The organism is Streptomyces sp. NPDC001732 (genome assembly GCF_053596315.1).
This window is the reverse complement of sequence record NZ_JBSFFY010000023.1, coordinates 21,711-35,379: the sequence shown is the minus strand read 5'-3', so window position 1 is coordinate 35,379 and position 13,669 is coordinate 21,711. Positions and strand designations below refer to the sequence as shown.

Here is a 13,669-nt window from a genome sequence, read left to right as displayed (position 1 = left end):
CGGGCGGGCAGGAGGGCAGGGGGGTGCGGCAGCACGGCAGCGGTCTGCCGTGCTGGGGACGGGAAACGGGGGGGTCAGAGTGGGAGGGGCGGCCCTACGGCACGGGCCCGCAGGAGCACCGCGCCGGGCAGGTACGGCACCGGAAGGTCTGGTTCCGCATGGGTGCGTACACGCCGGGGGTCGGCCCCCGCCCGTACGGCGCCGGCCCGTGCCAGGTCGCACACCTCGTCGCGCACGGCGTCGAGCCGTGGGCCGGGTCCCCGGTGGACGATGCGGTCGCAGTGGCCGCCGACCGGGCTGGCCGCCGCGCCGAACGCCCCGGCGACGCCGCCGTGTTCGGGCCGTACGACGTCGAACCCGGCCAGCGCCCCGTCGGGTACGCCGTCCGCCCCGCCGCCGACCAGGACCAGCGGGAGGAGTCCGGCCGCGGGGCGCATCCTGTCGGCGGCCTCGGCGAGTTCGCGGTGGGCGTCGGCGCGCACGGTGATCAGGTCGGGGAAGCGCAGGCTGACCGGGACGCCGCCGATGCGTTCCCCGGGGCCCGCCTCCTGGGGGTAGCCGCCGGTCAGCGCTCCGACCCGGGCGCGGCGTCCGCCGATGTCGGCGACCACGGCGTCCCGGAGCCCGGCCAGGAGCCCCGCCCCGCGGATGGTGCAGGCGGGACCGCTGCCCAGGCTGAGTCCGGGCTGGCGGCGCAGGTACTCCAGGCTCATCAGCGTGCCGTCGTGGCGGGTGACGAGGACGGCTGCGCCGGGGGCGAGGCCGAGGCGGGGCAGGGTGGCGGTCAGCTCGTCGGCGACCTTGGCCACGAGCACGGACAGGGCGGCGTCGAGGACCGTGGCGTTCTCGCGGGCCAGCAGGCCGAGCGTGCCCACGTCGCTGGAGAGCAGCACGGTCGTGCCGGGGCCCGTCTCGGCGCGCAGGATCTCGGCGGCCTCCCGTTCCTGGCCGCCGTCGACGGGCGAGAACACGGCGGTGACCGCGAACGCCTCGGCGCGGCCGGCGAGCGAGGCGCCGAACCGGGCGACGGCGTCCCGGTCGAGCGGCGCGGTGTCGCGCGGGGCCGGGCCGCCGCCGCCCCGCACGTTCGCGGTGCCCGCGCACACGGCGTCGCGCAGGGCCTCGGGCCAGCCGAAGAGCGGTCGTACCGCGTCGGCCGCGGCGCCCCCGACCCGCAGCACCCCGACCCGGGCGAGTCCGTCCCGTTCCCGGACCGCGCGGGCGGCGACCCGCAGCCCCACGGCGAGCTGGGTGGCCCGGCCGCGCAGTCCGGCGGGGAGCGCGCGGACGGCGGCGGCGAGGGACCCGACGGCGTCACCGGCCACCGAGGGCACCTTGACGGCCCGCACCGCCCGGTCGCCGTCGAGGAGCACGGCGTCCGTGTTGGTGGGCCCGACGTCCACTCCGAGGATCATGGGGTGCCTCCCGCGGCCCGGCGCCCGTGCACGGCGTCCGGGAGGCCGTCGTGCGCGAGCCCGGCGAGGCCGAAGGCTGCCGGTCCCGCCAGCCGCAGGCCCTCGGGGGTGTACCAGGCGGGGTCGGAGGGGAGCGTGACGAGGTGGACGCGCAGGCCGTAGCGGATCTCCTCGGCCGGGACGGCCCAGCCGGTCCGCACGTCGACCAGGGCGACGACGTCGGGGACGACGGCGAGCGGGGTGCCGTCCTCCAGGGCCGCGACGAATTCGCTGCGGGCCTCGACGAGCACCAGCCGGCCCGCGTCGGGGCCGCCGCCCTCCAGCAGGACGCCCGTGGCGTCGTCGCCGTCCGCGCCCCCGGTGGCGTACCTCCGGACGGAGGAGACCTTGCCGGTCAGCAGCGGTGCCGGGCCCTCGCCGCGGCCGAGTGCCAGGGCGCGTGCGACCGATCCGGCGACGGCGTACCGGGCCGCCTGCCCGGCGGTGAGGGGGTAGTCGGTGGACGCGGCGCGCCCGCCGAAGGCGACGACGGCGGCGCGGGCGAACTGCTCCAGGCGGGCGCCGTCGACGTCGTCGATCACCACGGTGTGGCCGTGCTCGTCCGCGAGGACGGCCGGCCCGGGGCGCAGTCCGGCCAGTTCCAGGACGTTCTGGTCCATCCGGGGAAAGGCCCGGCCCATCGAGTCGGCGTCGAGCAGCGGCACTCCCAGCCGGGCCGCCCAGGCGACGGCGACGCAGCCGTTGAGGCCGCCGATCTCGCTGCTCATCACTGCGGCGACCGGCGCGCCGTGCAGCGTTTCGAAGCGGTCCCGCAGCCGTGCGGGTTCGTCCCGGCCGCCGAGCCGCTCGGCGGCGACGGCGGGCGAGCCCACGAGTCCCACGGGCATGACGAGGGCGTCGGCGGGCAGCTCGGCCGGGGCCACGACGGGCACCGGGCCGCATTCCTCGATCGCCTGTCCGGCGACGGGAAGGGTCACATCGGCGGGTCCGCCGCCCCCTGATCCCAGGACGGCACAGCCCCGCGCGAAGTCGGCGAGTGCTCCGGCGTCCACGTGCATGGTTCTCAGCGTACGGAGACGGAACCCGCCATCGACGGGCCGACAGCCCATGGTTCGGCACCCCGGTGTGCGTCCGGCACACTGGCCGGATGGTGCACGTCCTGGAACTCCTCTCCTCCCCCGGTCTCGACGCGGTCCGCCCGCTGGTGGGCCCGCTCGACGCGGTGGAGGTCACGGGGGTGCGGCTGGAGCCGCGCCCGGACCGGCTCGCCGCCATCCCGCCCGGGACGGTCGCCGTGCTGCTGGCCCCGGTCCCGGGGCATCTGCTGGACGTGGCGGTGCGGGACGCCGCCGCGGCGGGGGCCGCCGCGCTGGTCCTGACGGGGGTGACCGAGGCGCCGCACGGACTGCCCGCCGAGGTGACGGCCACGGCGCGGGCGCTCGCCGAACGGGGACGGGTCGCGGTGCTGTACACCGACGGCGACCTCGCGGCTCTCGTGGTGGCCGTGGAGCGGGCGGTGGCCGGGTCCGCGGCGGACGCGCTGGCCCGGGTGGCGGCAGCCGCGCGGGAGGTGACGGCCGCCGCGGGCGACCCGGTCCGGGTGGCCGCGGCGGCCGGTCGCGCCCTGGGCGTGGCCGTGGAACTGCGGGCGGCGGGGCCGGGCGAGGAGGGTGCGGCCGCGGCGGGCCCGGACGGCGAGATCCGGCTCGCGGCCCCGGCCCGCCCCGGTCACGCGGGGGAGGCGGTGCGTTCCGTCCTCGCGCTGGCGGCCCTCGCCGCGGCGGGCGGGGGGCACGGCGACGTTCCCGTGCGCTCCCGGGGCCGGCTGCTCGCCGAGCTGCTCGTGGCCCCGCAGGACCGGGCCGCCCGGCTGGCCGCCCGGGGCCGGGCGCTCGCACTGCCCGTGGACGGCTGGCACATCGCGCTGCGGGTGGAGGCGGGTGGTCTCGACGCCTCGAACCGGCCGAAGGCCCTGGACGCGGTCATGTCCCAGGCGCTGACCCTGCTGCGCACCTGGGACGGGGCGGGGGCGCTTGCCGGCACGACCGCCCCGTCCGCCTCCGCCGCCCCGTCCGCCTCCGCATCCGCATCCGCATCCGCCGCGCAGGGTGCCGACGCCGTCCAGTGGAACGCCGCCCTGGTCGACGACGCCCTCGTCCTGCTCAGCACCTGGCCGTCCGACCCGGGGACGGAGGGGCGGCGCGCCACCCTGGCCCGTGCCCGCCGGGTGGTGGACCGGCTGGCCGGGCTGCGCCCGGAGGCCGGGTTGCGGTGCGGTGTGGGCTCGCCGCACCGGGGCCCGCTGGGCATCCGCACCTCCGCCCGGGAGGCCCGTGCCTCGGTGCCGCGCGGGACGGGGCCCGCGGTGGCGGCGCACGACGCGGTGGGGCTCGACCGGATGCTGCTGGAGTGGTACGCCTCCGACACCGCGCGCGAGGCGGTCGGCGAACTCCTCGCCCCGGTACTGGCGTTGGGCCCGGAACGCGCCGAGCCACTGCTGCGCACGCTCCAGGGGTACCTGGACCACAACAACTCACCGGCCCGCGCCGCGGAGGCCCTTCATCTGCACCGGAACGCGGTGGGCGCCCGCATCCGCAAGATCGTCCAGCTGACGGGCGCCGACCTGAACGAGCCGGACGTCCGCCTCGCCCTCCAACTGGCCTGCCGTGCGGGCCTGTCCACTTCCCCGAACGACCCGTCCACCACTTGAGGACCGGCAACACTCCCAGCCCCTCCGGCACTTGAGGAGGGGCCGGGGGTGGAGCACCGGTCGCGGAAAGGGGCGGGCAGGGGACCAGGCCCGCCGCAGGCGCACTCGTCCCCGGCCCCCGCCCCGCGGGGAAACCTCAGCCGACGGAGCTGTACGCCACGACCCCCCGCAGCACCGCGTCCACCGCCTTGTGCGCGCTGCGCGCCACGGAGCTCCCCTCCCTCGGCGCGGCGGCCGCGATCTGCCCCAGCACGTCGATCACCTGCTTGCACCACCGCACGAAGTCCCCCGCGGGCATGTCCGCCTCGCCCAGCACTTCGTCCAGCGTCCGGCCCGACGCCCACATGTAGACCGCCCAGGCGAACCCCAGGTCGGGCTCGCGCTGCCCGACCCCCTCCGCCTGGTTGATCTTGAATTCCTCCTCCAGGGCGTCCAGTCGCCCCCAGATCCGGACCATCTCGCCCAGCGCGGTCTTCGCCGGGCCCGAGGGCAGCTTGGGCGCCACCGCGTCGTCGACCTGCCGCGCCTCGAACACCAACGCCGAGACGCACGCCGCGAGTTCGGCGGGGTTCAGGCCCTCCCACACCCCGGCCCGCAGACATTCGCTCGCCAGCAGGTCCAGTTCGCCGTAGAGCCGCGCGAGGCGGCGCCCGTGCTCGGTGACCTCGTTGCCCCGCAGGTAGTCGAGCTCGGTGAGCAGCGCGACGATCCGGTCGAAGGTGCGGGCGATGGTGTTCGTCCGTCCCTCGATCCGCCGCTCCAGCTGCCTCGTGTCGCGCTGCAGCCGGTGGTAGCGCTCGGCCCACCGCGCATGGTCCTCGCGCTCGTCGCACCCGTGGCAGGGGTGCGCCCGCAACTCCGCCCGGTAGCGGGCGATCTCCCGGTCGTCGGCCGCGACGGAGCGCCCCTTGCGGTGCCGATCCGGCACGATGTGCCCGGCCTTGGTCCGCAGCGTGGAGGCCAGGTCGCGGCGCGACTGCGGCGAGCGCGGGTTGAACGACTTCGGCACCCGCATCCGCTCCAGCGCCTCCACCGGCACCGGGAAGTCGATCGAGGCGAGTCGCTTGACCTGCCGCTCGGCCGTCAGCACCAACGGCCTGGGCCCGTCGTGGTATTCGAGCCCGCGGTGGCCGTGCCCGTTGGTGCGCCCGGCGGGCAGCCCCGGGTCGAGGACCAGCGCCAGCCCGGCGAACTTGCCGGTGGGCACATGGATGATGTCGCCGGGCTTGAGCTTCTCCAGCGACGCCGCAGCGGCGGCCCGCCGCTGCACCGCGCCCTGCTTGGCCAGTTCCGTCTCCCGGTCCTTGAGGTCGCGGCGCAGCCGCGCGTACTCCTCGAAGTCGCCGAGGTGACAGGTCATGCCCTCCCGGTAGCCCGCCAGCCCCTCCTCGTTCTTCTGGACCTGGCGGGAGATGCCGACCACCGACCGGTCCGCCTGGAACTGCGCGAAGGAGGTCTCCAGCAGTTCGCGCGAGCGGTGCCGCCCGAACTGCTGCACCAGGTTGACGGCCATGTTGTACGAGGGCCGGAAGCTGGAGCGCAGCGGGTACGTGCGGGTGCCCGCCAGTCCGGCCAGCGCCCCCGGGTCCATGCCGCGCTGCCACAGCACCACGGCGTGGCCCTCGACGTCGATGCCGCGCCGCCCGGCCCGCCCGGTCAGCTGGGTGTACTCGCCGGGGGTGATGTCGGCGTGCTGCTCGCCGTTCCACTTGACGAGCTTCTCCAGCACCACCGAGCGCGCGGGCATGTTGATGCCGAGGGCGAGGGTCTCCGTGGCGAAGACGGCCTTGACGAGGCCGCGCACGAAGAGTTCCTCCACGACTTCCTTGAACGTCGGCAGCATGCCCGCGTGGTGGGCAGCGATGCCCCGCTCCAGCCCTTCGAGCCACTCGTAGTAGCCCAGGACGTGGAGGTCCTCGCCGGGAATGGAGGCCGTCCGCTCCTCGACGATCTCGCGGACCAGGCGCCGCTTCTCCTCGTCGTTGAGCCGCAGTCCGGCGTGCAGGCACTGCTGCACGGCGGCCTCGCAGCCGGCCCGGCTGAAGATGAACGTGATGGCGGGGAGCAGCCCTTCGGCGTCCAGCCGGTCGATGACCTCGGGCCTGGCCGGGGTCCAGATCCGGCTGCGCTGGCGCCGCTCGCGCTCCCGGTCCGCCTCGCGCACCATCTTGCCGCGACGGCGCTCGCGCGGGTTGTACCCCCGCTGGTTCTCCATCCGGGCCAGCCGGACGAGATCGGGGTTGACCTCGCGGCGTCCGGTGCCCCGGCCGCCGTGGTCGGTCTCCTCCTCGAAGAGGTCGTACATCCGGCGGCCCGCCAGCACGTGCTGCCAGAGCGGCACGGGCCGGTGCTCGGAGACGATCACCTGGGTGTCACCACGGACGGTGTCCAGCCAGTCACCGAACTCCTCGGCGTTGGACACCGTCGCCGACAGCGACACCAGGGTCACGGAGTCCGGGAGATGGATGATCACTTCCTCCCAGACGGCGCCCCGGAAACGGTCGGAGAGGTAGTGCACCTCGTCCATCACCACGTGGCCGAGACCGCGCAGCGCCTGCGAGCCCGCGTACAGCATGTTCCGCAGCACCTCGGTGGTCATGACGACCACGGGGGCATCGGCGTTGACGCTGTTGTCGCCCGTCAGCAGGCCGACCTTCTCCGGTCCGTACCGCTTGACCAGATCGGTGAACTTCTGGTTGGACAGGGCCTTGATGGGCGTGGTGTAGAAGCACTTGCGGCCCTGCGCGAGGGCGAGGTGCACGGCGAATTCACCGACGATCGTCTTGCCCGACCCCGTCGGGGCGGCGACGAGTACGCCCTTGCCTGCCTCCAGGGCCTCACAGGCCTCGATCTGGTAGGGATCCAGATCGAATTCGTACAGCTCGCGGAAGGGCGCGAGTGCGGTGGCCTGCTCGGCGGCACGGATCCGAGAAGCCTGGTATCGCTCAGCTGGTGAGAGGTCCTCTGTCATCGTGCTTTCGAGCCTACCCGCCACCTCCGACAGCAGGCGCGATCTTTAAATCCCGCCGGAGGAACCCGGTGCGAGCACCAGCGCCGCGCCCGGCACGCAGTGTGCGGTGAGCGGCAGCGCCCCGAGCTGTTCCCCGTCCGCGTAGGCGGTGACACCGGCCGCGGCCAGCTCGATGGAGGAGACCCGGTGCACGGTGACCTTGGGGTGGTCGAGGTGCGTCCCCCGGTAGACACGGGGAAAGACCTTGAGCAGGGTGGTGCGGCTGCAGTCCCCGACGACGGTCACGTCGAACAGCCCGTCGTCCATGACGGCGTCCGCACAGATCCGCATCCCCCCGCCGTACGTCGAGCCGTTGCCCACCGCGACGAGGGTGGCCTCGATCTCCCGCACGGGGCCGCCGTCCAGCCTGATCCGGTACGGGATGGGCTTGAACGCGGCGAGTTCGGCGAGGATCGCGAGGTCGTACTTGAACCGTCCGCCGACCCAGCGCATCCGGTTGCCGCGGTCGTTGACCCGGGAGTCGAAACCGGAGGCGAGCACGGAGCCGAACCACCGCTCGCCGACCCGGCCGAGGTCGATCTCCCGGAAGGCGCCGCCCTTGAGCAGTTCGGCGGCCAGCCGTCCGGCGGCGGCCGGGTCCCGTATCGGCATCCCGAGCGCACGGGCGAAGTCGTTCCCGGTGCCGACGGCGACGATCCCGAGCGGGGTCCGGGTCCCGGCGACGGCCTGCAGGGCGAGGGACATCATGCCGTCCCCGCCCACCGCGACCAGTGCGCCGGTCCCGTCCTCGACGGCCCGGCGGGCCCGTCGCAGGGCGTCGTCGGCGTCCTCGCCGAGAACGGTGCGGACGGAGAATCCGGCGTCCCGCAACGCGGAAGCGGCCGGCTGCGCGGCACGCGCGCCCCGGCCGCTTCCCGCGGTGGGATTGACGAAAAGGGTGATCTCGCTGGTCACCCGGGGACCCTACAAGGTCAGGTGATGTCGTCGTAACCGTTCAGCCGGTCACGGTCCGAGTTCGCCTGCGAGGGCAACGACCGGGGGGAGGAGACCGGTTCGATCTCACCGATGTCCTCGGGCGTGAGGTCCAGGTCCGACGCCTCGTCGTCGGCCGGTCCCGCCGCCTCGATCCGCGCCTTGCGGCGGTCGTTGAGGAGCGCGATCGCCGTGGCCACGAAGTAGAGCACCCAGATCGGTACGGCGAGCCCCAGCATGCTCACCGGGTCCGTGCTGGGGGTGGCCACCGCGGCGAAGACCGTGATGCCCATGATCATGCCCCGCCACCAACCCAGCATCCGCTTGCCGGTGATGACCCCGCCGAAGTTCAGCATGACGAGCAGCAGGGGCAGTTCGAAGGAGAGACCGAAGACCACGACCATGCGCGTGATCAGGTCCAGCAGTTCGTCCAGCGGGAGCTGGTTGTCGAGGTCGTCCGGCGAGAACTCCAGCAGCACCCGGGACATCGTGGGCAGGGTCTTGTACGCGAAGAAACCGCCCGCGAGGAAGAGCGGGAAGCCCGCGCCGACGAAGGCGAGGGAGTACTTCTTCTCGTGCTTGTGCAGCCCCGGGGCGACGAACGCCCACAGCTGGTAGAGCCAGAGCGGTGAGGACAGGGTGATGCCCGCCATCAAGGAGACCTTGAGGGCGAGGGTGAAGGGGGTGAGCAGACCGTTCAGGACGATACGCGCACAGGTGCCGTCTTCCTTCTTCGCGAGTTCGGCGAAGCTGGATTCACAACCGACCGACTTCAGTACGGGGTTGGTGAAGACTTCGATGATCTCCTTGTAGAAGAACGCGGCCACGATCGTGACGACGACGATCCCGAGCAACCCCTTGGCCAGCCGGTTACGCAGCTCACGCAGGTGCTCCACCAGGGGCATGCGGCCCTCTGGGTCCGTCTCCTGCTTGCGGGCAGACTTGAGCAACCCACGTCCTCATCTCGTGCAGCAGGCCCTCACCCATCAGGGCGCCTGCGTCGGCCCGTTTCTTGTCAGCGCTTGGTCGAGTCGGTCGGCTCCGCGACCGGACGCGAGCTGGTCACGTCGCCGGGGGCGGCCTTGATCGTGCGCTGGGCGGTCTGGTCCTGGGACGCGTCGTTGGCGGCCGGCTCGGCCGGGGTCGCCGACGGTCCGCTCTCGGACTTCATCGCCTTGGCCTCGCTCTTGAGGATGCGGGCCGACTTGCCGAGCGAGCGAGCCATGTCAGGAAGCTTCTTCGCGCCGAACAGCAGAATAACGACGACGAGAATCAGGATGATCTCGGGAGCGCCGAGCTTTCCGAACATACGCGTGTACCTTCTCACCGAGGCAGCAGGGGTGGGGCGGATCGAACCTCGGACGGACGTCCGACCTTCGTACTGTCAGCGATCGTATCCCGCAGGAGTAAACGCAGGGCAATACCCACGCATCCTCGCGATTACGGCCCATGCCTCGCTCTCGGGGCCGCTTCAGCAGCGTACCCCTCCGGCCCGAGAAACTGGAGGCCACGCCCGCTCCGATCGATCCGCCCTGCTCACCGGGCGAATGGCCCCAAAGGAGGGGCATCCGCTAACGCAGTGCCTCACCGGTGGCCGCGAGGTTCGTCGCCGCCCTTTCGAGGTCCTCCGCGGCGCGGTTGATGCGCTGGGTGGTCAGCGTCACCTGGCGCCCGAGGCGCTGGGCCTCGACGAAGACCTTGACGGCCAGCACGCCGAGGACGGCGAGGCCGAGAAATCCCAGGGCGATGGCGAGCATGGGCCAGAACATGCGCAGAGCCTCGTTGTGTCTAGGTGTCCGACGGCGTGGAAGGGGTCGGGGCGCCGGCGTGGAGGCGCAGCGTCCGCACTCCGCCCCGGCTGAGGAGCTCGACTATCCGCTCCCCCGCGGGCTTGCGCACGGCCGTGCCGCACCGGGGGCAGGTGAAGGAGTAGAACGTCGTGCGGCGGCTGGCGCCGACGGCGAGGCGCAGGGCGCCCGCCGCCAGCTCGAACCGTTCGCGGCAGTCCGGGCAGGCGGCCTTGAACCGTACGGATTCGGGCACCACCACGGTCGACACATCCGACATCACAGACATACGACTCATATCTCCCTCGGTATCCGCTCAGGCCGGACCGTCGTACGCGGCGAGCGCAGCACGGGCCGCCTCCCGCGCGCTCTGCGCCAGTTCCGGCGGGGAGACGATGCGGCCCTCCCCGCCCAGCCGCAGTGCGAGCCTGCGCAGCGAGGCCGGATCGGGGGTGCGCAGGGTGATGCGCAGCCCGCCGTCGGGGAGTTCCTGTGCGCTGTCGTGCGGGTAGTACTCGGCGACCCACCGTCCGCCGGGGCCCACCTCGACCACGACCTCGGGGTCCTCGGCCGCCGGGTGGACGAGCCCTTCGGACAGGTCCCGCAGTTCGAGCTCGGGCGGGGCGGCCGGTTCGTCGAGGAGCCGGATCTCGGCCACCCGGTCGAGCCGGAAGGTGCGCCGGTCCTCGGAGGACCGGCACCAGGCCTCCATGTACGTGTGCCCCACGGCGAACAGCCGGATCGGGTCCACCTCGCGCTCGGTGAGCTCGTCGCGGGCGGGCGAGTAGTACCGCAGCCAGAGCCGGCGCCGCTCGGAGATCGCCCGGTCGACGTCGGCGAAGACGCCGCCCTCCGACTCGAAGGTGACCGAGAGCCGGGAGCTCGCCGCGCCCGTCTCGCCGGCCGCGGTCTCCAGCTTCGCGGTGGCCCGCAGCAGCGCCTGCCGGTCGCTCTCGCGCAGCCCCGGCAGCGTGGCCACGGCGCGGGCGGCCACCAGGAGCGCCGTCGCCTCGTCGGCGGCGAGCCGCAGCGGTGCGGCGACGTCGTCCGGGTTGTGCCACCAGATGCGTTCGCCGTCGGTGTCGATGTCCAGCAGGTCCCCGCCGCGGAAGCTCGTCCCGCACATGGGCAGTACGTCGAGGTCCGAGATCAGCTCGTCCTCGGTGATCCCGAAGGCGCGGGCCACGTCCTGGACGTGGGCGCCGGGACGCTCGCGCAGGTACGTCACCAGGGAGAGCATCCGGCGGGTCTGGTCGATCGCGTTCGTCGCCATGAATACGGTCCTCCCTCAGTCCTCGGCCACGGCGCGCAGCCGCTCCATCACGTCGGCCCGCAGATCGGCGGGCTCCTCCACGACGACGTCCGGGCCGAACTCGACGAGCCAGGCGTCCAGGCCGTGTCCGTACGGAATCTCCAACTCGTCCCACCCGTTCCCGAGTTCCCGGACCGACACGGCGCGGGAGCGCAGCGGGTAGCCGGCGCCGGTGCGCAGCCTGATCAGTGCGGTCCTGGTCGCCGTCTCCCCCGCCCAGCTCTCGACGGTCTCGCGGACGGTGACCACGTCGGGCACCTCCCGGGTGAACGTCCCGGCCCGGGAGCGGACCCGGCCGGTGATCCGGGAGAGCCGGAACACCCGCTCGGCCCCGCGGTCGCGGTCCCAGCCGGCCAGGTACCAGTGGCCGCGCCAGCACTCCAGCGTCCACGGTTCGACATGGCGCTGTTCGGACCTGGCCGCGTTGCCCTTGCGGTAGTCGAAGATCACCGGGCGACGGTCCCGGCAGGCCAGCATCAGCGGTTCGAACGCCGCCTCGTGAACGGGGATGCGCGGTTCGAGGGCGCTGTGCACCTCGTACGTGTCCTCGGTCTCCGGCATGCCGGCGGCCCGCAGCTTCTGCAGCGCGCCGCTGGCGGCACCGGCCAGCCGGGCCTGCTGCCAGACCTTGGCGGCCAGTCCGAGCGCGGCGGCCTCCTCGGCGTCCAGCGTGATCGGGGGCAGCCGGTTGCTGTCGCGGCGGGCGAGGTAACCGGTGTCGCCGTCCAGGTTCTCCACGGTCTCGATGACCAGACCGAGCTCGCGCAGATCGTCCTTGTCGCGTTCGAACATCCGGTTGAAGGCGTCGTCGGAGGCCGCTTCCAGGTAGGCCTCGATGGACCCGCGCAGCTCGCGCTTGCTGAGCGGGCGGCGGGTCCCCAGCAGGCACAGCGCCAGGTTCATCAGCCGCTCGGCCTTGGCAATCGCCATCGGCGCCCTTTCTGTTTCGCTCTACGACGGTCGACCGTACCGCTCCGCGGTGTCCGGACAAAAGCGAGGGCCCGTGCCTCGCGGCACGGGCCCTCGCAACGCACGGATGCGGATCAGACGGCGACCAGGTCGCAGACGAAGATCAGCGTCTCGCCGGGCGCGATGCGGCCGCCACCGGCGCCGCGGTCGCCGTACGCGAGGTGCGCGGGGATGGTCAGCTGACGACGGCCGCCGACCTTCATGCCCTGCACGCCCTGGTCCCAGCCGGCGATGACCTGACCGGCACCGAGCTGGAACTGCAGCGGAGTGCCGCGGTTCCAGGAGGCGTCGAACTCCTCGCCGGTGGAGAAGGCCACGCCCACGTAGTGGACGGAGACGGTGGCGCCCGCCTTGGCAACCGCGCCGTCGCCCTCCCAGATGTCCTTGATCTCCAGCTCGGCCGGCGGCTCGCCACCCGGGAAGTCGATCTCGGGCTTCTCGATGCTCACTGACTTGCTCCTCTTGATGATGAACTGGGCAACCGGGACAGTCTTACATCTTCGCCAGCAGGTCCACCGCGAAGACCAGGGTGGACTTGGCGGGGATGGTCTGCTGCGCCTTGTCGCCGAAGCCCTGGTCCGGCGGGATGACGAGGAGCACCCGGCTGCCGATCTTCTTGCCGACCAGGCCGTTCTTCAGGCCCTTCAGGGTGACCTGGGCCAGCGGGAAGGTCTGCGTCTTGCCCGCCTCGTAGGTGCTGTCGAAGGTCTTGCCGTCCTTCCACAGCAGGCCCACGTAGTTCACGACGACACTGTCGGTGTCCTTCACCACATCGCCCTTGGACTCCAGGATGTAGTTGGAGACCAGCTTCGTCGGCGGTTCGCTCTTGGTCGGGATGGTGACCTTGGGGGCCTTGCCGTCCGTGTTGGTGCCGACCTTCGGGAGGTCGATGTTCTCCTGGGCGACCTCGGTGCCCTTGGCGGAGGCCGGGATCTGCGTCGCCTTCAGCACGTCGACGACGAAGACGAGGGTGGCGTTGGGCTTGATGTCGCCCTGGCCCTGGGCGCCGTAACCGAGGTCCGGCGGGATGACCAGCTGGACCCGGCTGCCGACCTTCTGGCCGACGAGGCCCTTGTCCCAGCCCTGGATGACCATGCCGGCGCCGAGGGTCAGGTCGAACGGCTGCTTGCGGTCGAAGCTGTTGTCGAACGGCTTGTCCGAGTCCCAGGACTGGCCGAGGTAATTGACCTGGATCGCGTCGCCGTTCTTGAGGGTGGCGCCGTCGCCCTTGCTGACGACTCTGGTCTTCAGCTCCTTGGGCGGGTTGCCCGTGCCCTTGGCCAGGGTGGGCTTCTCCCCGAACTTCGCGCCCGCGGTGATCGCGGGGAACCCGTCCTTCGAGGGGGCGGAAGCGGAAACTGAATCGGAAGCGGGGCCCTTCTCGCCACCGCAGGCCGCTGTCAGCAGCAACAGGGGGACGACGAGAAGGCCGGCAAGTCGGCGCACTGGTTCCTCAGATCTCAGACGGCACGTTTGATTGGGTCCCCGACACTCTAGGGCGTACGCAGGGCCCCGTACGAGGAACGTACGGGG

The 13,669-nt window shown here is 72.7% G+C and carries 13 protein-coding genes; 1 reads left to right on the top strand and 12 read right to left on the bottom strand.

The window, feature by feature from the left end; translation table 11 throughout:
* Nucleotides 1-74 precede the first annotated feature (74 nt).
* On the bottom strand, nucleotides 75-1,415 hold the full coding sequence (locus ACWCXX_RS22225; RefSeq protein ID WP_451129767.1) for a hydantoinase/oxoprolinase N-terminal domain-containing protein: 1,341 nt from the start codon (nucleotides 1,413-1,415) through the stop codon (nucleotides 75-77).
* Nucleotides 1,412-2,473, bottom strand: a complete 1,062-nt coding sequence (locus ACWCXX_RS22220) for a DUF917 domain-containing protein (protein WP_451129765.1) — start codon at nucleotides 2,471-2,473, stop codon at nucleotides 1,412-1,414. The genes ACWCXX_RS22225 and ACWCXX_RS22220 overlap by 4 nt, the downstream gene beginning before the upstream one ends.
* Nucleotides 2,474-2,562: 89 nt before the next feature.
* Between ACWCXX_RS22220 and ACWCXX_RS22215 the strand changes: the two genes are divergently transcribed.
* Entirely contained in the window at nucleotides 2,563-4,125 is a 1,563-nt protein-coding gene (locus ACWCXX_RS22215) for a PucR family transcriptional regulator (protein WP_451129763.1), read from the top strand.
* 136 nt (nucleotides 4,126-4,261) lie between these two features.
* On the opposite strand, the gene ACWCXX_RS22210 is transcribed toward ACWCXX_RS22215, so the two are convergent.
* The 10 genes from ACWCXX_RS22210 to ACWCXX_RS22165 form a co-directional block, all read right to left on the bottom strand.
* Nucleotides 4,262-7,096, bottom strand: a complete 2,835-nt coding sequence (locus tag ACWCXX_RS22210) for a DEAD/DEAH box helicase (protein ID WP_451129761.1) — start codon at nucleotides 7,094-7,096, stop codon at nucleotides 4,262-4,264.
* Nucleotides 7,097-7,141: 45 nt separating this feature from the next.
* A complete protein-coding gene (locus ACWCXX_RS22205) occupies nucleotides 7,142-8,050 on the bottom strand; it encodes a diacylglycerol kinase (RefSeq protein ID WP_451129759.1) in 909 nt (302 codons plus the stop codon).
* A gap of 17 nt (nucleotides 8,051-8,067) precedes the next feature.
* Nucleotides 8,068-9,018: a twin-arginine translocase subunit TatC gene (tatC, locus tag ACWCXX_RS22200; protein ID WP_451129757.1), complete on the bottom strand. Its 951-nt coding sequence runs from the start codon at nucleotides 9,016-9,018 to the stop codon at nucleotides 8,068-8,070.
* A 65-nt stretch (nucleotides 9,019-9,083) separates the two neighbouring features.
* Entirely contained in the window at nucleotides 9,084-9,377 is a 294-nt protein-coding gene (gene tatA / locus ACWCXX_RS22195; RefSeq protein ID WP_451129755.1) for a Sec-independent protein translocase subunit TatA, read from the bottom strand.
* Nucleotides 9,378-9,639: 262 nt separating this feature from the next.
* Nucleotides 9,640-9,837: a hypothetical protein gene (locus ACWCXX_RS22190; RefSeq protein ID WP_451129753.1), complete on the bottom strand. Its 198-nt coding sequence runs from the start codon at nucleotides 9,835-9,837 to the stop codon at nucleotides 9,640-9,642.
* A gap of 19 nt (nucleotides 9,838-9,856) precedes the next feature.
* Entirely contained in the window at nucleotides 9,857-10,153 is a 297-nt protein-coding gene (locus ACWCXX_RS22185) for a hypothetical protein (RefSeq protein ID WP_451129751.1), read from the bottom strand.
* Nucleotides 10,154-10,171: 18 nt separating this feature from the next.
* Nucleotides 10,172-11,128 carry a helix-turn-helix transcriptional regulator gene (locus ACWCXX_RS22180; RefSeq protein ID WP_451129749.1) on the bottom strand — a complete coding sequence of 319 codons (957 nt, stop codon included), beginning with the start codon at nucleotides 11,126-11,128 and terminating at the stop codon, nucleotides 10,172-10,174.
* Nucleotides 11,129-11,143: 15 nt separating this feature from the next.
* Nucleotides 11,144-12,097, bottom strand: a complete 954-nt coding sequence (locus ACWCXX_RS22175) for a helix-turn-helix transcriptional regulator (RefSeq protein ID WP_451129747.1) — start codon at nucleotides 12,095-12,097, stop codon at nucleotides 11,144-11,146.
* A 113-nt stretch (nucleotides 12,098-12,210) separates the two neighbouring features.
* Complete coding sequence (locus ACWCXX_RS22170) at nucleotides 12,211-12,585, bottom strand: FKBP-type peptidyl-prolyl cis-trans isomerase (protein WP_451129745.1); 375 nt, start codon at nucleotides 12,583-12,585, stop codon at nucleotides 12,211-12,213.
* A gap of 43 nt (nucleotides 12,586-12,628) precedes the next feature.
* The gene (locus ACWCXX_RS22165; protein WP_451129743.1) at nucleotides 12,629-13,582 is read right to left on the bottom strand and encodes an FKBP-type peptidyl-prolyl cis-trans isomerase; all 954 of its coding nucleotides are present in this window, start codon (nucleotides 13,580-13,582) and stop codon (nucleotides 12,629-12,631) included.
* Nucleotides 13,583-13,669 lie beyond the last annotated feature (87 nt).